This is a genomic window from uncultured Winogradskyella sp., from assembly GCF_947495255.1.
Taxonomy (GTDB): Bacteria; Bacteroidota; Bacteroidia; order Flavobacteriales; family Flavobacteriaceae; genus Winogradskyella.
In genome coordinates, this window is sequence record NZ_CANLYI010000001.1 from 374,304 (window position 1) to 395,003 (window position 20,700).

At 30.8% G+C, this 20,700-nt stretch carries 18 protein-coding genes; 2 read left to right on the top strand and 16 right to left on the bottom strand.

Features of this window, described 5'->3' with window-relative positions; all coding sequences use genetic code 11:
• Window positions 1–571: 571 nt before the first annotated feature.
• The 4 genes from Q0807_RS01585 to Q0807_RS01600 all read right to left on the bottom strand — a co-directional run bounded on the left by Q0807_RS01585 (window position 572) and on the right by Q0807_RS01600 (window position 4,853).
• Window positions 572–1,777: a glycosyltransferase gene (locus Q0807_RS01585; protein WP_299105600.1), complete on the bottom strand. Its 1,206-nt coding sequence runs from the start codon at window positions 1,775–1,777 to the stop codon at window positions 572–574.
• A gap of 370 nt (window positions 1,778–2,147) precedes the next feature.
• Complete coding sequence (locus Q0807_RS01590; protein WP_299105602.1) at window positions 2,148–3,353, bottom strand: glycosyltransferase; 1,206 nt, start codon at window positions 3,351–3,353, stop codon at window positions 2,148–2,150.
• A 104-nt stretch (window positions 3,354–3,457) separates the two neighbouring features.
• On the bottom strand, window positions 3,458–4,714 hold the full coding sequence (locus Q0807_RS01595; protein WP_299105604.1) for an oligosaccharide flippase family protein: 1,257 nt from the start codon (window positions 4,712–4,714) through the stop codon (window positions 3,458–3,460).
• A gap of 7 nt (window positions 4,715–4,721) precedes the next feature.
• Window positions 4,722–4,853: a hypothetical protein gene (locus Q0807_RS01600; protein WP_299105606.1), complete on the bottom strand. Its 132-nt coding sequence runs from the start codon at window positions 4,851–4,853 to the stop codon at window positions 4,722–4,724.
• Between the two features lie 356 nt (window positions 4,854–5,209).
• Between Q0807_RS01600 and Q0807_RS01605 the strand changes: the two genes are divergently transcribed.
• Complete coding sequence (locus Q0807_RS01605) at window positions 5,210–6,346, top strand: response regulator (protein ID WP_299106104.1); 1,137 nt, start codon at window positions 5,210–5,212, stop codon at window positions 6,344–6,346.
• Window positions 6,347–6,483: 137 nt separating this feature from the next.
• Entirely contained in the window at window positions 6,484–8,544 is a 2,061-nt protein-coding gene (locus Q0807_RS01610) for a tetratricopeptide repeat protein (protein WP_299105607.1), read from the top strand.
• 79 nt (window positions 8,545–8,623) lie between these two features.
• On the opposite strand, the gene Q0807_RS01615 is transcribed toward Q0807_RS01610, so the two are convergent.
• The 12 genes from Q0807_RS01615 to Q0807_RS01670 all read right to left on the bottom strand — a co-directional run bounded on the left by Q0807_RS01615 (window position 8,624) and on the right by Q0807_RS01670 (window position 20,582).
• Window positions 8,624–9,415 carry a thioredoxin family protein gene (locus Q0807_RS01615; protein ID WP_299105609.1) on the bottom strand — a complete coding sequence of 264 codons (792 nt, stop codon included), beginning with the start codon at window positions 9,413–9,415 and terminating at the stop codon, window positions 8,624–8,626.
• Window positions 9,416–9,420: 5 nt separating this feature from the next.
• On the bottom strand, window positions 9,421–9,855 hold the full coding sequence (locus tag Q0807_RS01620; RefSeq protein WP_299105611.1) for a TlpA disulfide reductase family protein: 435 nt from the start codon (window positions 9,853–9,855) through the stop codon (window positions 9,421–9,423).
• A 236-nt stretch (window positions 9,856–10,091) separates the two neighbouring features.
• Window positions 10,092–12,692, bottom strand: coding sequence for a T9SS type A sorting domain-containing protein (locus tag Q0807_RS01625; RefSeq protein WP_299105613.1), 2,601 nt, complete (start codon window positions 12,690–12,692; stop codon window positions 10,092–10,094).
• A 268-nt stretch (window positions 12,693–12,960) separates the two neighbouring features.
• On the bottom strand, window positions 12,961–13,458 hold the full coding sequence (locus Q0807_RS01630) for a CAP domain-containing protein (RefSeq protein WP_299105614.1): 498 nt from the start codon (window positions 13,456–13,458) through the stop codon (window positions 12,961–12,963).
• A gap of 473 nt (window positions 13,459–13,931) precedes the next feature.
• Window positions 13,932–14,648, bottom strand: coding sequence for a LytTR family DNA-binding domain-containing protein (locus Q0807_RS01635; RefSeq protein ID WP_299105616.1), 717 nt, complete (start codon window positions 14,646–14,648; stop codon window positions 13,932–13,934).
• 9 nt (window positions 14,649–14,657) lie between these two features.
• The gene (locus Q0807_RS01640) at window positions 14,658–14,975 is read right to left on the bottom strand and encodes an Hpt domain-containing protein (RefSeq protein WP_299105618.1); all 318 of its coding nucleotides are present in this window, start codon (window positions 14,973–14,975) and stop codon (window positions 14,658–14,660) included.
• A complete protein-coding gene (locus Q0807_RS01645) occupies window positions 14,962–16,026 on the bottom strand; it encodes an ATP-binding protein (RefSeq protein ID WP_299105620.1) in 1,065 nt (354 codons plus the stop codon). The genes Q0807_RS01640 and Q0807_RS01645 overlap by 14 nt, the downstream gene beginning before the upstream one ends.
• Entirely contained in the window at window positions 16,026–17,159 is a 1,134-nt protein-coding gene (locus Q0807_RS01650; protein ID WP_299105622.1) for an FIST signal transduction protein, read from the bottom strand. The genes Q0807_RS01645 and Q0807_RS01650 overlap by 1 nt, the downstream gene beginning before the upstream one ends.
• A gap of 2 nt (window positions 17,160–17,161) precedes the next feature.
• On the bottom strand, window positions 17,162–19,120 hold the full coding sequence (locus tag Q0807_RS01655) for a PAS domain S-box protein (protein WP_299105624.1): 1,959 nt from the start codon (window positions 19,118–19,120) through the stop codon (window positions 17,162–17,164).
• The gene (locus Q0807_RS01660) at window positions 19,120–19,659 is read right to left on the bottom strand and encodes a heme NO-binding domain-containing protein (protein ID WP_299105627.1); all 540 of its coding nucleotides are present in this window, start codon (window positions 19,657–19,659) and stop codon (window positions 19,120–19,122) included. Before Q0807_RS01660 ends, Q0807_RS01655 begins: the two co-directional genes overlap by 1 nt.
• Window positions 19,660–19,661: 2 nt before the next feature.
• A complete protein-coding gene (locus tag Q0807_RS01665; protein ID WP_299105628.1) occupies window positions 19,662–20,072 on the bottom strand; it encodes a response regulator in 411 nt (136 codons plus the stop codon).
• Window positions 20,073–20,207: 135 nt separating this feature from the next.
• A complete protein-coding gene (locus tag Q0807_RS01670; protein WP_299105630.1) occupies window positions 20,208–20,582 on the bottom strand; it encodes a hypothetical protein in 375 nt (124 codons plus the stop codon).
• Between the last annotated feature and the right edge of the window lie 118 nt (window positions 20,583–20,700).

Consider the following 20,700-nt stretch of genomic DNA (forward strand, 5'->3'; position numbering starts at 1 on the left):
CTTTCTTATTTCCGCCTAACCTTATTTCTAAAAGATTCTCCAACTCTGTATTCTTATCAATTGTAATTAAAATTTAGGGGATTCTAATTCTTAGCAGGTATTGTAATTATTTGGGGTAAAAAGGGTAATTCAATTTCGTTTATTTATAATTATGCTTTTATTATTAAGAACACAGTGAAGAATCTTTCTTATTTCTGCCTAACCTTATTTCTAAAAGATTCTCCAGTTCTGCATGCTTATTAATTTTAATTAGAATTTAGGGTATTCTAATTCTTAGTAGGTATTGTAATTATTTGGGGTAAAAAGGGTAATTCAATTTCGTTTATTTATAATTATGTTTTTATTATTAAGAACACAGTGAAGAATCTTTCTTATTTCTGCCTAACCTTATTTCCAAAAGATTCTCCAGCTCTGCATTCTTATTAATTATAGCTAGAATTTAGGGTATTCTAATTCTTAGTAGGTATTGTAATTAATTAGGGCAAAAAAAGTTGTTTTCGATTATATAACTAAACAGTAGTGTAGGTTCAATCTGAATAGGCAGATTACTACTGTTTAATTAATGTTTTTATCATGCTGAGAATACAGCTGCACGACTTGTTTTATTGTTAATAATTTTTTGAAATTGTTCTAAATACATATCAGCAATTTGTGACATTGGGTGTGCTGTTGCTGCTTTGTAATTAGACTTCGCAAGATGTAATCTATAAGTTTCATTTGTAACAATTGCTTCGATAGCATACGCTAAACTTTCAACACTAGTAGGCTCAAAAAACTCACCTTTATAACCTTCATCTTGAATTAAAAGTGCTAAATCTCCTAAATCTGGCATTACTACTGCTTTTCCGTAACTTCCGGCTTGGTGCAAAACTCCTGAACTTCCGGTTGTAGATGTGTAAGGAAAAACTACCACAGCACTTTCATTAAATAGTTTTGGCACTTCATGCTCTTCAACATAACCCGTAAATCTTACATTAGGTACATGTTTATAATCCTCTTGTACTTTAGCTAAATAACCAGGCACATTTGGGTTATCTGTTCCTGCAATAACAACCTCTAATTCTAAGTTAGTTCTATTCCTTACAAGCTCAACAGCCTCAATCATTCCTTCTACTTTTTTGTAGGTTCCAAACTTTCCGAAAGTCATGACTTGTAATGGTCCAGCTGGAAGCATATAATCCGGTTCATTAGGAATTTCAAATGTTCCGTGAGGTATTAATTTCACATTAGGTGAAAGGTATTTATATTCTAAAATATCAACATATTTCTGCATGGTTACAGCAACTACATCAGCTTTTAAAATAAGCTTAGTTAAACTGGTCCCTATAAACCCATAGATTTTCTGCATTACTTTATTAGACGTAAATCCTGCGCTTCCTAAATCAACTTCTTCAAGGATGTTATGTAATAATACAATGTTAGGAATCTTCTTTAATTTACAAACCAACGGTAACATTAAACCTAAAGCTGCTGCAATTTTCTTATCTCCAAACTTCATAAACTGCAAGTTGAATAACACAGCATCTGGTTGAGTATTGCTAATAGCCTTAGTCACTGAAAACAAGTTTTTGTAGCTATTAAAAGACCAACATTCTTTTACGGTAACTTTACAACCAAATTCTTTAAATTCAATATCCTTTTCTCCTTCAGTTCTATCAATTAATAAAATAAGTTCTGTTACATCTTCTTTTTGTCTAAACTGTTTTACTAAATGATAAGCATACTCATTTAAAGTGACTTTGCTTGGTGGATATGCTGTTACAATTGCAAGTTTCATAATAATGGATTTATAAATGTTTTAATTAATTACATTGCAAATTTGGGCTATTATAGGGCTCTATTTTTAAAACTTCGATGGGACAACTTTTACTGTAGCCGAATGGAAGAAAAGTGTCGATTTATCTATTTTAGATAAAGTAACGAACTATCATTCAGAGAGAAGCATAACCTAAGAATCTTATATAATTTGAGATTCTTCGCTATCGCTCTGAATGATATTTACCATAAAAAATTGATACAAAAAAAATCCAGGAACAAATTGCAGTTTATAATTTACAATTACGTTCTTGGATGATATATAATTTTAAACAGTAATATTTGTAACCTATAGCAACAAAACTTATGTGTTTAACTTAATATTTATTTTGTTATGCGGAAGCTGTAGCTATTCTAGTCGATTTCTTTTCGATAATAGTATTGAAAGTTTCTAAATATAAATTAGCAATTTGAGACATTGGGTGTGCTGTAGCTGCTTTATAATTTGTTTTTGCTAATTCTAATCTATAGGCATCATTAGTCACAATAGCTTCAATAGCTTTCGCTAAGCTTTCAACACTTGTAGGCTCAAAAAATTCACCTCTATAACCTTCGTCTTGCACTAATAAAGCTAAATCTCCTAAATCTGGCATAATTACAGCTTTACCATAACTTCCGGCTTGGTGTAAAACTCCTGAACTACCTGTTGTAGATGTATAAGGAAAAACAACCACTGCACTTTCATTAAATAAAATAGGTACTTCATATTCCTCAACATAACCTGTAAATCTTACTTGTGGTACATGCTTGTAATCCTCTTGTACTTTTGCTAAATAGCCTGGCACATTTGGGTTATCAGTTCCTGCAACTACCACTTCTAAATTTAACCCTGTTGATGCTCTCACTAACTCAACAGCTTCAATCATTCCTTCTACTTTTTTGTAGGTTCCAAATTTCCCAAAAGTCATGACTTGTAACGGACCTTCTGGCAATTTATAATCTGGTTCCGCAGGAATTTCAAATGTACCATGTGGAATCAATTTTACATTTTTAGCACCATATTTATCTTGTAAAATATCTACATATTTTTGCATGGTAACGGCTACTGTATCTGCTTGTAAAATTAGTTTTGTTAAGGTTGTACCAATAAATCCATAAATTTTTTGCATTAATTTATTAGACGTAAAACCAGCACTTCCTAAATCTACTTCTTCAAGAATATTGTGAAGTAAAACGATATTCGGAATCTTTTTTAATTTACAAACAAGAGGTAACATTAAACCTAAAGCGGCAGCAATTTTCTTGTCTCCAAATTTCATAAACTGTAGATTGAATAATACTGAATCTGGCTTAGTTTGGTTGATAGCTTTTGTTACTGATACTATGTTTTTATAACTATTAAAAGACCAGCATTCTTTAACTGTAATTTTACAGTCAGCTTCATTAAACTCAATATCCTTTGCTCCTTCTGTTTTATCGGTTAATAAAATAAGTTCTGTTACTTTTTCATTTTTTCTAAACTGCTTAACTAAATGATATGCGTATTCATTTAAAGTAACTTTACTTGGTGGATATGCTGTTACGATTGCTAATTTCATGATTTGTGATTTATTGATTATATGTCGAATTTGTAATTTTATTCTGTTTTAAACCGTCACCGTTAGAAAAGGCAACCATATCTGTAGATTAAGGACCGTTTAAATTATGCTAAGTCATTTTTAGTTTTTATTTGATCGTATTTAAAGAAGGCTAATTGAATAGCTAACAATAATAACATGGCTATTATTTGCATATGCACAACTTGTTCTAAACTGTCGTGATAGAAAATAACTAATCCCATTTGTAGCATACCAAATACACCAGAAATAACAACAGGAATATATTTATCTATAGACAAGTAGTAATAAGCGAAAATATTTGAAATAGCAAACATAGATGTTGCAATGGCATATTTCCATAATAATGGAGCCATAGCAATATAGCTATCTCCAAATAATAATGTGATTATGGTTTCTGGGAAACTTAAACAACCGATTATAATAGTAATTGATATTGCAGCAATATAACCAACATACTTAAAAAGTGTAGGTGCTGTTTCTTTACCTTCTTTTTTAAGTTGTACTACAGTTGGTAATAACAACATCACAAACATCCAAGCTATAAAGTACACTATTCGTCCTATTAGCGCTAAAGAGGCGTATAAACCAGCTTCATAAGACTCAAAATAATGTTTTACTAAAAGTATATCACTATTATTAATTATAATTTGTGTTAACTCATAAAAAGCTGTGATTACAAAGAAGCTTTTAATTTCTTTAGAATGCGTTTCACTTAAAACTAAAGCTTTCTTTGAGATGATTTTAGGAAATTTAAATGGAAATAATCCAAATACAAATGAAGCTAATATACCAACCGCAATTACTACAGACGATTGAATATTGAAAATCAAAATAAGTCCTAAGGTAATAATCAAACGACTTAACATTTCACTTTGATAGGTAATAGACAATGACTTAAATGCTTTTTTTCCTTGATAAACGCCACGATTTACACTCATTAAGAAGTATAACGGAACACCAAAACCAAATACAACAAACATATTTGAAGATGATGTATTAAATAAACTTTGTAATTGACCAGCGAATACTATGATAAGTAATCCCATTATTACACCAACCGTAAGTGAATTTTTATAAATTTTAGAAACGAAACTTTCAAAAATTTCATTTTCAAAAAGCACTGAGAATTTTGCTGTTACTAATTGAAATGTCATTGCTGCAAAGCTCAATACCAATAAAAAAGTAATTAATACAGCAGCATCTGCAAATTGTGCTGGTCCTAAAACACGACCAAGAATTAAGTTATATAAATAATTACCACCATTTACTGCTAATACACTCAACATAAAGAGTTGCTCTGGTGTAATTTTTTTAGATTTTAAAATTGCTAAAATTTGCATAACTTTCTTAATGAGTTAAATTTTTTAATGATGCTCCTACAGCATTATTATGTATTAATAAGAAACCTATGTGACCTTTAAATTGCTTTGTTATAGAGGTAGAAATTACTCTATTACTTTCTTTAATTTTAAATGACATAATCTAGGGTTTAATATAAATATTACTTTGGTTTCTTGTACAAATATCTATTAAGAATCAATGGAGGGAGATTAAATTTCGTTCAGCTACGCTTTGCTTTAGACGAATGTAATAATGGTGTCGTTTTATTATAAATTCCATATAACTATAGGACTCAACTCGTTTTTAACATTATTTAAACAAATAGCCAAAAAGTAATTTTCCTACAGATAAACAGACAAATATAGCATTTAATCGGTAAAAATATCGTATTAACCATAGTTTTCTTTCAAAAATATCCTACATTTACCGCATAAATCAATTCAATCACAACCATTTACCTCAAAAAGTAACCCTAAAAAAACCTACTTAAGATGATTAAAATACTAGCTATTGATGATCAACAATTAATATTGTTATCATTAGAAAAACACCTAAGCGATTTAGGCTTTGAAATAAAATGTGCGCAATCTGGAGAAGAAGGGCTCATTCTATTTGACTCTTTTAAGCCAGACATTGTTATCGTGGATATTAATATGGATGGCATGTCTGGATTAGAGGTTGTAAAGACAATTAGAATCGAAAAAAAATCTGACACTAAAATTTTAGTACTATCAGGTAATACTAATGAGGATACTGTAATCGATGGATTTGATTTAGGTATTGATGATTACATGAAAAAACCCGTTTCTCTCAACGAGGTTACTGTAAGAATTAATAGAATATTTGGTATAAAGACCAATAAAGTACAAAATAAAATAACAAAAGACCAAATGCTTCAAGAACGTTGTGTTGGTGTTGTTATTCCTTGTTATAACGAACAAGACAGACTCTCTAGTAAAGAATTCTTAGACTTTATTGATAGTAACTTAGGTTACTTATTATGCTTTGTAAATGATGGTAGTACAGATAAAACTTTAGAGGTTTTAAATTCATTAAAAAAAGGAAGAGAAAATAATATTATTGTTTACGACTGTGAACAAAATGGTGGAAAAGCCGAAGCAGTAAGACAAGGTGTTCTACATTTAGCCAAAGACCCACAATTAGATTACATTGGCTATTTAGATGCCGATTTATCTACAGATTTTAAAGATTTTGATGATTTAGTAAAAACTATTGAACATTCAGATTTTAAAATCGTTAGTGGTTCTAGAATGAGTAGAATGGGTGCTGATATTACTAAAGAATCTGCTCGTAAAATTATAAGTAAAACTATCAATCTTATAATTAGAACCATACTAGGTATGCCTTTTAATGATACACAATGTGGTGCGAAAATTATGGATAAGGACATCGTTAACCTTATGTTTAAAGATAAATTTATTACACGCTGGATTTTTGATGTTGAAATCTTTATTAGAATGCGAAAACACTACGGAAAGAAAAAAGCTATTTCATATATCTGCGAGCAACCATTAAAGAGATGGATTCATGCTGATGGTTCTAAATTATCCATGAAGGATTCCGTGAAAATTGTTGGTCAACTTGGTCAGATAGCAATTCATTACAGATAGAGATATTTAATAATATAAGAGTCCAGAACTTTTCCCCAAGTACGAAAGGGCAGTTTGTATAGTCCAGTGGTAAGTTACTACAGATTAACCATCCAAGACGATTGGCTACCTTGCACTTGTAATTAATTAAATATATTATGTCTTATAAAAAGTTATTATTCTTACTTGCCTTATTTGTCGTTCAATTCATTTTTGCTCAAGATATGAAAGAAGGTTTTACTTATTTAGAAACTGGAAAATATGCTGAAGCAGAAACATTCTTCGATGGTATATTAAAGGACTATCCAGACAATAAAACTGCACGTTTATGTTATGGACGTGCTATTGGTCTTAACGGAAAGGCCCCTAAAGCAAATGAATTATTTACTAATCTATTAGCTGATTATCCTAATGATTTTGAAGTAAAACTAAATTACGGAGAATCATTGTTATGGAACAACAATTTTACAGATGCTAAAGTTTACTATAATGGTTTAGTTACAGAAGACCCAAAAAGTTTTGCTGCACTATTGGGTTATGCAAATACACTTTCTAATTTAAAAGAATATGAAGATGCATTAGCAATGGTGAACAAGGCCTTAGACGTCTCTCCAGGCAATCCAAATGCCATGGTCTCTAAAAAGTATATCTATTTAGGTTATGCCTACCAAAATCAACAAGCACAAAATTATGATAAAGCTGAAGTTTTATTAACCAAAAACCTTGAGTTATATGGTGACGATAAAGACACGTTATTAAACTTAGCAAATCTTTATTTAATTTGGAATAAACTAGACAGTGCAAAAACCATGTACAATAGATTAGCTGAACAACCAGAGCATAAAATTATTGCACTAAACGGATTAGCATTAGTTGAACATCTTAATGGTAAAGAAAAGAAAGCGCTTAGTATAAGTACAGAAGCTTTTAATAGCATAAATGAAAACACAGACAAAAACATCACTAAACAAACAACTGAGCGTTATGCACAAGCACTAATCTGGAACAAAAAATTTAAAGATGCGAAAAACTTAATTGATACTTTGGTTACTGAAAACCCAAACAAAAACTGGGTCTTAACATTACGTGCTACTTTAAATATATACAAAAGTAATTTTAAAAAGAGTTTAACCGATTACAACCAAATATTAGTAAACGATAGTACTTCTTTTGATGGTAACCTCGGAAAAGCGAATGTACTAAAAGCATTAGGTTATACTGATGAAGCTTATACCTCAGCAGAAAACACATTAAAGTTTTACGACCAACAAAAAGATGCTACAAACTTTATTAACCAACTAAATAATAGCTTCGCTCCTACTTTAGAGTCTAAAGCATCACATACTTTTGATAATGGAGATAATAAAGCATTCGCTTCTAATAACAATGTAATATTTCCGTTATCTACTAAGTTCGCATTATTAGGAGACTATAATTACAGAACAACAAATAATACCATAACAGACAATAGCGCAACGTCTAACAATCTTTCGTTAGGTTTATCTTATAAGTTTATACCTAGCATTACTTTTAATGGAACTGCAGGTATGGTCTCTGCGAAGGCAGAAACAGAAGATTACACTCAACTCTTAACAGATATTTCTTTTAATATTAAATCCTTTAAACTACAAACATTAGATATTGGTTACAAAAGGCAAATAGAAAGTTTTAATGCCGATTTATTAGACCGAGAATTGGTACAAAACAATTATTATGCAAACTACAACTTAGGCACCAACTTTAATTTGGGTTGGTTTACACAGTTAATGCATACATCTCAAAACGATGGCAATAGTAGAAATTTATTATTTACTTCGTTGTATTATAATTTATTACCAAAACCTTCGGTTAAAGTTGGTTTTAATTACCAATATATTACGTTTGCAGACCAATTACCAACAGTTTATTTTAGCCCAGAAAAATTTAATGCTTATGAAGTATTTGTAAATCTTATTAAAGATGAAGCCACAGCAAAACCTAAAGAATGGTTTTACAATGCTACTGCTGCTTTTGGTTATCAATATATTGAGGATGATCCTAAAATAACAGCTTACAGAATACAAGGTGCCTTTGGTTACAAATTCTCGGAGCGCAGTTTATTAAACGTTTATGGAACACGAAGTAATATTGCATCTGCAACAGCATCTGGTTTTACGTTCACTGAAATAGGCTTACGTTTTAAGTGGCAATTTATGAAGAAGGCGGTTTTTAAGAAGTAGCCTTAAATAATATAAAAACAAAAAAACACAAGCCAATGGCTTGTGTTTTTTTGTTTTAAAAATATAGATTTTTAAATTATTATGCTCTGCTTGGTTTAACTGGACAACCAATAGCTTTTGTAATAGTAGGATTTGGTTTTTCTCCTGCCTCTAATGCTTTAATAGCTTCTTCAACATACTTCACTTTTACGTCTTCTGAAGATTTAGAATTATCATCAATTGCTCCAATATATTGCACGTTACGATCTTTATCTAATAAAAATACATGAGGCGTTCTTACAGCACCATATTGTGGATATATTTTTTGTCCCTCGTCAACTAAATAAGCAAAAGGAAATCCTTTTTCTTTTGCCCTAGCTTGCATTGCTGCATAACCTTCCTTTTCATTTTCTGGGCTATTTGGATTAATTGCAATTACCGAATAACCTTGTGGCGCATAAGTATTATGTAGTTCAATTAAACGGTCTTCATATAACTTTGAAAAAGGACATTCATTACATGTAAATGTTACAATATACCCTTTTGCATTTTCTATACTCGCTAAAGACACCATAGAACCATCTACATTCTTTAGATTAAAATCTGTAGCAACTTCACCAATTTTATAACCTCCAATTTCTTCTAAGGTTTTTGTTTGTTCAGGACTTCCTCCTTTTGGTGGTCCTTTTCTATCTCCTCCATGTGGTGGACCTTTACGATCGCCTTCATGATGCCTTCCTTTTTCATCATTTGGGTGATGTTTTCCGTCTGGTCCATGCTCATGATTTTCTTGCCCTATAGCTGTATCTTGATTATTTTCCTTGTCTTTACATCCTGTTAATACAACTGCAGACAATGCAATCACAGATAATACTACTCTTATTCTTTTCATTTTAATTAATTTTTAGTGGTTTTATTTACTTGATTTTCTAAATCTTCTAAGCTCTCAAAGGAACGTTCATAAAAAGAACGTTCTTCATTATTAAATATTATTGTAAAAGGAATTGCTCCAGACCAATTGGGATCTATCTTATCTATCCAAGTATTAGAATCTGGATCATCTAATAAAACGACTTTCGAAGTAATATTTTTTTCCTTCAAAAATGGTTTCAACTTGGTTTCAATTTCTTTTGGAAAATCCATACTAACCAATAGCACTTCTACTTCTGGATGCTTTTTAGTATAAGCCTCAATATAAGGTAACTCCTTAACACAAGGTGCACACCACATTGCCCAAAAGTTAACAATATAAGTCTTATTAGTATGCGTATAAAAAAGAGGTTCTATAGTTTCAAAATCGTATACATCAATAGTTTCATTAATGTTACTCAATTCTTTAGTGTCTTTTTTATCATTTTTACAACTAAGACAAAAACATACTATAAGAAGTATGTAAAATAGGGAATGTATTTTTTGTTTTAAAACTTTAGTTTTTTGCACAGTATGAATATATAAGTCTATTAGACTTATAAAATTGCAGAAGGTTTAATTTGAATTAAAATAAATCTAAAAAAAAGAAAAGGCAAAAGATTTCTCTTTTGCCTAGACTATAAGGTTTTAATTAAGGGTTAATTAATAATCAATTTTAAAGTTTCAAACTTAAATTGACTACTAACGATTTTACAGAAATAAAAGCCTGAGCTTAAGTTCTCTCTGTTAATTTTAATATTGTTTTCACCTGAATTCACTTCATGTTGCGCTGTAAAAACTACTTTACCTGTTTGGTCGTAGATTACAAACTGTACAGTCTCACTATATTGAGCAGTAAAGGTTACTGTTGCGTGCGTTGTCATTGGATTTGGGGTTACTTTTAATAGGTTTTGTGTTGATTCGAAGTCACTAACAGCTAAAGCACTAGTTTGAGAGAATCGTAGGTTATTTAAGTTCATTACTTTAGATGTCGTTATCCCATTTTCTGCAACCATAGTAAAGACAATAGTCACAACATCATTTAACTCGGCTACATTAGTTGTATTGTTTTCTAAATCTTCAATATCAATTGTAAATTCTTGAAAATTGTCAGTTAATGCAATGGTTGTTTTAAATTGTTCTTCCCAATTAGTAATACTTTCTTTTACAAATGTGATTTCTAAATTTCCTGTGCCTTTTGCACTTAATTGAAAACTATTATAATCCGTAACATCTACTGCCTTAAATCTTGGTGTTAATGCTCTATAGGCTGCAACATAACTGCTTGTTGTTGCTCTTAAATCTACATTTCGTTCTATTGGAAAATCTGTAGTTTCAAATTCATTTGTATTAGTCGTTACATTATATAATGTAACATCTGTTCCGTCTTGTGAAGCATCAATTCCCCAAGGACCATCAGACATAAATAAATCATCTGGTGTGGCAACACCATCGCCAATTCTAAATCCTATATCAAAAAGATTTCCTGTTTCTACTCTAAGATTTGTGATATAATTACCATTTAAATTAATGGTAGAATTAAGGTTTCCGAATTCTTCAGTTTCAGTACTTCTATAACCTGCATCTAGTACGACACTTTGCGTTGCATTTGTATTAATAATTTGTAAATCTAATCCGCCATTAGTATAGCTTCCTTTTCTCACAAAAACTGTTGGAGGTGCAGAATTGTTATAGCTTGCTATTGGCTTTTCAATATTTAATAAGTTTAAAACTTCTTGACCTAAGGCATATAAATCATCTATTGTGTTAGACCAAATTTGGAAGTTGTAAAACGTAACATTCTCCTCGTACTGATCTAAATTCCAGTGACTCTCTACCGCAAAATTAGAATCGCTATTAATCACTTTTGCAGAAAGGCTAAGAACAAACTCAAATGTTCCATCTTCGTTTTTAATAATCGACTTTATAAATTGTTGGTCGTTAATATCTATTGTAGATACTGAGATTAACTCTGCTCCCAATAAACGATCACATATATACTTGGTGTGTTCGTAAACACCATTTTCAGTTTTTAAAGCTAAAACCGAAGCTACTGGACTATTATTTTTTAGATAATCTACTGCGTAAATTTCAGTAGCATTTGTTATCCCAATTAAATCAGAAGGAGACGCCTCAATAGCTTCATCTTCGTTAATTGTTGTAAGTGGTACAAAATCTTGCAATGTAAAATTTGAATTTGCACTTCTACTAGCATAGTTAATACTTCTTATTGCTCTTGGTGCTGATGCAACATTAAACTTATATCCTGTTTTTGCTCTTTTAAAATTACGTGCATTAATTTGTTCTGATAATCTGCTATTACTTTCTAATCCACCAGCATTAGAACTCGATGTTGGAGGCGCAATAACATCACACATCCCAAAACCAGAACAAGAAGGGTCTTCACAATCTATAAGTCCGTCGCCATCATCATCAATACCATTATCACAAATTTCTTGCAATACTGGTGCTGTTGGACAACGTGCACCATCATTACTAGCACTCGATGGTCCGAAAGCGAATAAATTAGACTCAATATCATCTGTTGTTTCAATAGTTTGAACGGCTTGAATAACATATATCGTTCCTGTTTGATTTGCGGATACATAAAAACGACCTTCGTTATCAAAATAAACGGCTCCATACGTATAACTTAATCCAGATAAAATTGGCACTTCACCTAAGGTAGTAACTTGACCGTTGTCTGGGTTAATACGGTATAAAATATTTGTAGCTTTTTCAACGGCATAAATCTGACCATCAACAGCATTAAAAGCCCAATCATGAATACTAATATTTTGAGATAAATTTTCTGTTGCTTGATGTTGTGTATAGTTAACAGATTCTGGATCTAAATCTATTTTATAAAAAGTTGTTCCACCTGCTTTTAAATAATAGATACCATCTGAACTCACATCACCTACGTAACGGCCATTTGTTGGTAACTCATCAACATAATACGTAGTTGTGTTAAAATCTTTACCGATTCTTACAATTGATTTTGCTGGTGTACTTAATGAACCCCAAATAAAACCATCTGCAGGATTGTAAGCAGTAGCGTTAATACTACCAGGTGTTACATCTGCAGCGACTTGGTAAGAATTACCAGAAGCTAAATCAATAGCATAAACATCATTATACTGAAATAAGTACGCATTAAAATCGCAATTAAACGGCACGTCTTGAGCTTGCATGTTAACACTAAATAACGCTAGAGCGATAATTAGTAATTGATTTTTGATAGTGTAAAGTTTATTCATGGTAATATTCATTTTATATTCTGATACAAATTTACCTGATAATCAGGCCTTAAAATTGAATTTTCGATTGAGCAAAGCGATAACACGGTCGCTAACCAATTACTATAGACGAATGGTTTTTAACCTATATTTTTGTGTTTAATTGAGAAATAAAAGAGGCAAAAGATTTCTCCTTTGCCTCACACTATAGACATTAATTTAGGGTTAAGTAATAATCAATTTTAAGGGGATAAAATTAAAATGATTACTAACGATATTTAATAGCACTCTATAGTTTTACAAAAATATTTGTGAAATAGTATTTACCATTTTCGTCTTGTTTAGATGATATCCCAAAATCAGTAACATTTGGGTTTTCAATATTCTCTCTATGACTATAACTATTTAACCAAGCCGTAACAACAGATTCTGCATTATAAAAACCATAACCAACATTTTCTAAAACCTTTTTTGCTTCTACAGCATCTTTTAAATTTTGAGATCTTATGTAAAAAAAATCGTGGCTAATTGTACCTTGATTAATCATATAAGCATTATGCGCAATAGCCTCTTTTGAAGCCTCATTTAACATACTTAGAGGATTTAAGTTTAATGATGCTCTATAATCATTAATGAGCGCTACAATTTCATAGTCTATTGGATTATATTCTACTATAATACCTTCTGTATTGTACGTTTGAGGAATTGAAAGGTCATCTTCTACAGAACAAGAAAACAATGACAAGTTAACTGCAATGATTAATATTATGAGGGATAATTTTTTCATGAGGGACGTTATAATTTCATGACAAAATTATTTAGATAGTCTCCTCATTCTTTAATTTTTCGATTAGCACAACAAAAAGCATCGACGAATGGTAACTACATTAAGACAAGGTGTTTATAGCTAAAAAAAGGACATAAAAAAAGGTAGAAAGCTAACTTCCCACCTTAAATTTAACATAAATCAATAACCATTAATCAGATGATTACACTGCAAAAATACAGGTAATAAGATGGTGATTTATTTAATTTCGTTGAATGTACCGCTATACTTGTTGAAATACGATTATGTGTCGACGAGTGGTAATGAAACGATTTGTAAATGTTAGCAAATCTTAAAGTTTAAAACAGGCAAAACCAAGCTATAGTTAATAAAACAAACAAATAGTCTCAACACAATATGTCGTTGAATTTTATCATCAATCAATTCTAATGATAAATACCAGTAGAATTATTTCGTATAAAAATGTTAAATACCTAGAGTAAATTAAGACGCTTCATTAGTTCTGGTCGGTTAGAACGACTCACAGGAATTACATCTTTTTTAATCAACACACTATTATCTTCAATATCAATAATCTTATCCACATTGATAATATAAGAACGATGTATTTTTAGAAATAAATCGTCGGGAAGTTTCTCTTCTATTTTCTTTAGTGTAGAATGTACGGTGTAGTTTTTGTCATCCGTTTTTACTTGAATATAATCACCTTTAGCTTCTACCAGATAAATACTTGGGATATCAATTTTAATTAATCGTCTATCAATATTTACATAAAGGTCATTACCAGAACTCGTTTCTACTTGACCCGAAGCTTTGCTTGCAGTTTCGGTTGGCTTTGGCTTTATCGCTTCGGCTTTATCAATAGCTTTTTTAAATCGTTCTGGAGTAATAGGTTTTACTAAGTAATCTACAATACAGTCGTAACCAAATGCTTGAATAGCAAAGTTTGGATCTGATGTGGTTAGGATAATTTTTGGAGGATTTTTAATTGTATCTATAAAATCGAAACCAGTAAAATCTGGCATATGAATATCTAAAAATATTAAATCAATTTCGTTTGAATTTAAATATTTTATGGCTTGCATAGCATTAGGGAAATCCTCTAATACTTTTAAACTCGGGACATTTTTACATAACTGGCCAATAATAGCTCTTGCTGTGGCTTCATCATCTATAATAATACAATTCATAAAATAATCTTATAAGGTCTCTAAAAAATCCATCATGATTTGTAGAATAGATTCAAATTCAATTCTACCTTCTGTATTGCCATCTATAAGGTTATTCTCATAGTTAACAGCCACATCATAACTTTTCTCAAGGCCTAAAATACTAATTTTATGTTTAAGTTTATGAACGTTCTCTGCGGTAAGTTTATAGTTCTTGGCTTCAATGTTTTCAAAATACACACTTTTCTCTTCAGGAAACTCGCCTTTTATGATGTCTATTAACTTTTGTTCAAAAGCTTTGTCTCCACCAGACATGCTATTAATATAAGATAAATTAGGTTGTTCCATTGGGTTGTTTTTTTAATGTAAAATAAAATGTTGTACCTTCATTTTGCTTTGAAGTTAACCAAATTTTGCCTCCATACAAATCAACAATCTTTTTTACTATTGAAAGACCAATACCTGTTGATTCTCCATTATTTTCTAACTTTTCAAAAGTTTTAAAAATTTTATCGAAGTAAACTTCCTGGATTCCAATACCATTATCTTTAACATAGAATTCCCAAAAATGATTCTTATCTGTAAATCCTATTTCTATTGTACCATTTTCCTTATCATTATAAGCAATAGCATTGCCTATTAGATTTTGAAACAATTGTTGTAACCTGTATTTATCACCTCTAATTGTAGGTAAATGAGTTTTAATAATACTAATAGTTTTGGGTACTTGTAAAATACTCACAACATTAGTAATCAGATTATTTAAATCTACATCATAAACTTCTATTTGATTTTTACCAATTGTAGAATACTCTAAAATACCATTAATTAAGGTATCCATTTTCTCTACATTAGTTCTTATGAGGCTTAATGTTTTTTCGCCATTAGCGTCAAAAGCGTCTTTATAGTCTTCCTTTAGCCAAGCTGTTAATGTATCTATACTTCTAAGTGGTGATTTTAAATCGTGAGAAACCATGTGTGCATAATCGCTAAGCTCCTGGTTTTGATATGCCAATTCGTTTAAAAGCGATTCTTTTTGCTTATTCATTTCAATAATCTCCTTGGTTTGATTATCAATAAAATCAACTAAATCTGTACTTTTTAATTCCACCGCATCAGCTTTATCTTCCTCTTTAAGGTTGTAAAACTTAAGTGTATTGATGACGTCTTTTAATTTATCAATTAATTCCTTTTGCTCTTTTGCTTCCTCTTGTAATTTTCGATTAGCACTATATAATTCATCTGAGCTAATTGACATAGCTCTTTGAATCATTGCGGATTGCTCATCAAAATTATTGTACGAGCTATCTACAGCAGAAAGAAACGTTTTTAATTCTTCACTGGATCTTAATTCTTCACTTAAATACTTACGTAACTGACGTTTAAGTAATGAATTCATTATTCACTGATTAATGTTATCGTCATTGTTTGGTTGTGCAGCTGACAAGCCATCTCTCCATGGAATGGTGCTATTTCTCCATAGGAATAAAACCCACTCACTGTTGTACCTTCTCCAAGAATTTCTATAACCTCATCAATCTCTTCTTCTACACGCTGATCTAGCACTAATTTTCTACCAATACAACTAATTAACAATGCAACTTCCGGCTTATTCTTTCTAAACTCTAAGGCTTGTTTTGCTGCTCGTTCTGATGCGTTGGCAATGTTGTCAACATTTGTCATCATCAATTGCACTTTAGAATTTTGTTCAATATCACCTGCTAAAATAACGGAGTGATCCTCTTCGTTTATGTTTAGAATTGATCGCACTATGGATTGCTCTTCTTCTTCAGATTTTACATTTAAAGGATACAATAATGCTGCTCCTGGTAAATCCTTGGCTTTATCTCCTAAATAGTTTTTATATAGATCTAACGCAGGTAAACCATCTAACTCATAGAGTGTGTTTCCCTCAGATTTTGTTACGGTACGCTCTGGACCAAAAGGCGTCCAGCCACCATGTATTGAAAATGTAATTTCTAAAGATTCTCCATAAAAACCAATAGCCACTATTTCTCCTTCTTTTGGGTTTTCGTTATAAGATGCCAATGTTTTCTCAAAACGTGTATCATCTCCACATAAACCACCTGTGATTAACAGATTTCCGTTATTAAACGTACTCATACCTTGAGTAAGCTGACTACCATTGATAAAGCTACCTTCTGAGACTACAAATACATATTTTAAGCCTTCTTCTGGAAATTGTTTAATAAGATCATTTCCTGTTTTAAAACTATCTAAATCGGTATTTAAAACATTACTCGTTTTAATTACATATTCACTTTTCTCAAATTCCATAGCCGTTATAGTAATGCTATTTTCATTCACCGTTCTCGAAGATATTTCTGCACAAGCAGACCCAAAAACAATATGACCATCTGGAAAGAGTTCTTTAATTTCATTGTAAATGGAAGGAGATTCTAATAAAAGTCGATTTCCAAAAACTAAAACTAAGGGCTGTGTTAACTTTTGATTTTCACCAACAAAAGCCCAATCTTTATTTTGGTGCTTAACTAATTGTACTGTTTTCATTATTATTTTTTAAGGGTAAAATAGAATGTTGTACCAACTTTTGGTTGACTTTCTAACCAAATTTGACCTTCGTGTAAATCGACAATCTTTTTAACTATCGATAATCCGATGCCTGTGGAATCTTTGCTTTTATTTAAAGCGTGAAATATTTTAAATATTTTATCATGGAACTGCTTATCTATACCTATTCCATTATCTTTTATTGAGAATTTATAATGACTTTTTAAATCTTCAAAATCAATGACAACTAAGCCAACTTCTTTGTCAATAAACTTTACAGCATTACTAATTAAATTCTGAAACAACTGCTGCAATTTAGTTGTATCACCAGTAATAACAGGTAATTGATTTAATGCTTTAACTGTAATGTGCTTAGGAATATAAAGAATGGTTGTAAGATCACTAAACATTTTATTTAGGTCTACCTCTGCTTTTATATTGGTATCGGTTCCCACACTTGAGTATTCTAACACGTCAGATATGAGCTGCTCCATTTTTTCTAGAGTAGCTTCTATAAGTTCAAAGTTTTTTAGGCTTGTCTCGTCTAATGTTCCTTTATTATCTTCTTTTAACCAGCTGACTAGGGCATCTATACTGCGTAATGGTGATTTTAAATCGTGAGAAACAATATGCGCATATTCTTGCAGTTCATCATTACTTTTCTCTAATTTTAGAAGTAATTTTTCTTTTTGAAGTTCTAAGGCTTTTAATTCAGTAATATCTAAATGTACTCCAATAGATCCAACAACATTTCCATTAATATCATAGTTTGGTGCACCACTGATAAGCCAATATTTAATATCACCTTGCTTGGTATTTACTTTAATCTCATATGAATTTGACTCGCCTTTTTGTCGCTTCTCATTTTCAATAGAAATAATTTCAGAACCACCTTCTACTGGAAAAATTTCTCCACCACGTTTACCCAATAATTCTTCTTCTGTATAACCCGACATTTCTGAGAAACTCTGGTTAATCATTAAGATTTCGTCATCCGTATTTACCTCAACCAAACCTAAATGCATGTTGGCAATAATACTGTAATATTTTTGTTTTTGAACCTCTAAGCTTTTGCGATACGTACGTTTTAAAGTAACATCTGTAAAGGTCCATAAAAACCCTTTAGACTTTTCTCCAATAGTAATAGGCATGTAATTACGCTCTAGAATTGTACCATCGATCATTTCAAGTTCATCACCAATGACTAATTCTTTTGCGACATCAATTTCATTCATTCTGTTTAAGAACCCTTCTGGGTCTTTAAATAAAACTTTATTCTGTTCTGATGATGTTACACAATCCTTACCATGCAAATCTGTAGGTTCAGCATTAATTTTAAAAAGTTCACAAAACTTATTATTTGTTAAAACAATATTTCTGTTTTCATCCTCTAAAACAATACCACTATCTAAATTTAAGATTAATGTAGAGAGTCTGTTTTCTGATTCTATTAATCTTTCTGCTGATGCTCTTTCTTCTGTAATATCTCTAACAATACCTTGCGCTGCAATTGGTTTATTGTTCTTATCAAAGACAACACTACCATTGACATGTACCCATTTTACTTCTTTAGATTTTGTATAAACTCTCGTTTCATAATCCTTAAAAAAGCCTGTAGTTTGCAAATTATTGAAACATTCTACTGCATATTGAAAATCATCTTTATAAATAAGTTTTGCTATTTTGACCTCTTCTTTATCAATATCATAACCAAACAATTTTGTAGCAGCTTCATTAAACTTCAAAATCTTTCCGTTAAGATCCATTACGACATAAGCGTCTACAATGTTTTCAAAAACACCTTGTAACTCTGATGATTTTGCGTCTAATAAATTTTCAAGTTTTTGAGAAGTGAAGTAGAGTTCTCTTGATTTTTCTTCAAGAATTTTTTCTGCTGCCTTTCTGGCATTTTTTTCTCTTTTTAGAGCACGTTGTAATATTTCAACTTGTTCTTGACTCATTAATTCCTGTTAATTACGAATCTTACCTGAGTACCGTCCTCTTTTATTTTTTCTAATTCTATAGTTGCTGTAGAATTAAAATGTTCAAATGTTTTATTCATTAATCCAAGTCCAAAGTGATGCATTGCTCTGCTAGATGTGTAATCCATTACGAGATGATCTTTGGTTTTTTCAATCACCTCAAATGTTGGCAATTCTGCATCTGGATAGATTTTTCTAACCTCTACGTGAATATGATTTTCAATTGACGAAATCATTTCAATAGGATCCTTGTAAGTTGCTAAAAGCCCTGGGTAACTCTTTTCTATAACACTAAAAAAATGTTCAGCATATACTAACAATAAATTATCAATAGAAATGCCTGTGTTTTCACTTAAGTGCTGAAGCAATTGTAGCATTTCAGAAAAGCTATAAGTACCAACAGAAGTATAAATACCTTCGGATGCTAACTCTGAACTAGAAATGATTCTATCAACCATTTCTAAACCAAATTTATCTTCAACGAGTTCTAAAAACTCTGTAAAAACAATTCCTTTCATTTTTAAACTGTAATTAATTCATTAATGCTCCAATATGACAATAATTTTTCGATTTTGGAAACATATTCTTCATATTTTAAGGGTTTTAAGATATAACCAGCAACGCCAACTTTATAGCATTCTAATAAATCGCGTTGATTATTAGATGTCGTTAAGATGATTGTTGGTATATACTTAAGCCTATCATCGGATTTTAATATTTTTAAAAACTCAATTCCGTTAATTTTAGGCATATTTAAATCTAACAAAATAATGTCTGGAAGATTGTCTTTTTGTTCTAAAATTTTTAGAGCATCTTCTCCATTATTTGCCTCTGTGATTTTATGATTTAATTGAAGTGAATTCGTTGCTCTATTGAGCTTCATCACTTCAATCATATCATCTTCTATCAGTAAAATATTAAGGGTTTTCATTAATAGCTTAATTTTATTTATTTAGCCAAATTAACTCAATTTCGCATGGTCATTTTTATAATTCGGTTAGATGTTGCTATCTGTCGACGGATGGTAGATTGGTGTCGACGAATGGAAAACGATACAAAATAAACCTTATGCAGCAAGTTTCACCTGACTGTTTAACATATTAGTAGTTTTAAGGGTAGACAATTGGGCTTCAATTTTTATTCGGCTAAACTCTTGAAGAAATTCTAACGAACAATTTTCAAGTGTTTTTTCTTCTAAGTACATTTCAAATTCTGAAATAAATTCTAATTGTCTAAGACTTTTATTTAACAAAACGAGCTTGTTATCTACAGCATTGTTTTTTAAGTTTTGAGAACTAAAATTATTATTAGATTCTAGTTGTGCTTGTTTTTCTGTGTTTCTTTCTGAAGGATTTAAATAACTTTTAAAGCTGTTTCTAAAATAAAAGTAAACGCATAAATGTCCTAAAAAAAGTGTTCCATAAATAAGTAAAGTAGTCATAGTTTGAGGTTATATGAATTAATTATACCACAAAACTAAATGTTCTTATGAGTGAAATTTTTCTTTTTCGGTGAGTCAACTTTTTGAGGCGACGAATGGAGACAAAGCTTCTTTAATT

Excerpts from the sequence above, each read along its gene's own strand:
- Q0807_RS01585 (WP_299105600.1), bottom strand. The coding sequence starts at position 1,777 with ATGAAACTTGCAATTGTAACAGCATATCCACCAAGCAAAGTCACTTTA.
- Q0807_RS01590 (WP_299105602.1), bottom strand. The coding sequence starts at position 3,353 with ATGAAATTAGCAATCGTAACAGCATATCCACCAAGTAAAGTTACTTTA.
- Q0807_RS01595 (WP_299105604.1), bottom strand. The coding sequence starts at position 4,714 with ATGCAAATTTTAGCAATTTTAAAATCTAAAAAAATTACACCAGAGCAA.
- Q0807_RS01600 (WP_299105606.1), bottom strand. The coding sequence starts at position 4,853 with ATGTCATTTAAAATTAAAGAAAGTAATAGAGTAATTTCTACCTCTATA.
- Q0807_RS01610 (WP_299105607.1), top strand. The coding sequence starts at position 6,484 with ATGTCTTATAAAAAGTTATTATTCTTACTTGCCTTATTTGTCGTTCAA.
- Q0807_RS01615 (WP_299105609.1), bottom strand. The coding sequence starts at position 9,415 with ATGAAAAGAATAAGAGTAGTATTATCTGTGATTGCATTGTCTGCAGTT.
- Q0807_RS01625 (WP_299105613.1), bottom strand. The coding sequence starts at position 12,692 with ATGAATAAACTTTACACTATCAAAAATCAATTACTAATTATCGCTCTA.
- Q0807_RS01630 (WP_299105614.1), bottom strand. The coding sequence starts at position 13,458 with ATGAAAAAATTATCCCTCATAATATTAATCATTGCAGTTAACTTGTCA.
- Q0807_RS01635 (WP_299105616.1), bottom strand. The coding sequence starts at position 14,648 with ATGAATTGTATTATTATAGATGATGAAGCCACAGCAAGAGCTATTATT.
- Q0807_RS01640 (WP_299105618.1), bottom strand. The coding sequence starts at position 14,975 with ATGGAACAACCTAATTTATCTTATATTAATAGCATGTCTGGTGGAGAC.
- Q0807_RS01645 (WP_299105620.1), bottom strand. The coding sequence starts at position 16,026 with ATGAATTCATTACTTAAACGTCAGTTACGTAAGTATTTAAGTGAAGAA.
- Q0807_RS01650 (WP_299105622.1), bottom strand. The coding sequence starts at position 17,159 with ATGAAAACAGTACAATTAGTTAAGCACCAAAATAAAGATTGGGCTTTT.
- Q0807_RS01655 (WP_299105624.1), bottom strand. The coding sequence starts at position 19,120 with ATGAGTCAAGAACAAGTTGAAATATTACAACGTGCTCTAAAAAGAGAA.
- Q0807_RS01660 (WP_299105627.1), bottom strand. The coding sequence starts at position 19,659 with ATGAAAGGAATTGTTTTTACAGAGTTTTTAGAACTCGTTGAAGATAAA.
- Q0807_RS01665 (WP_299105628.1), bottom strand. The coding sequence starts at position 20,072 with ATGAAAACCCTTAATATTTTACTGATAGAAGATGATATGATTGAAGTG.
- Q0807_RS01670 (WP_299105630.1), bottom strand. The coding sequence starts at position 20,582 with ATGACTACTTTACTTATTTATGGAACACTTTTTTTAGGACATTTATGC.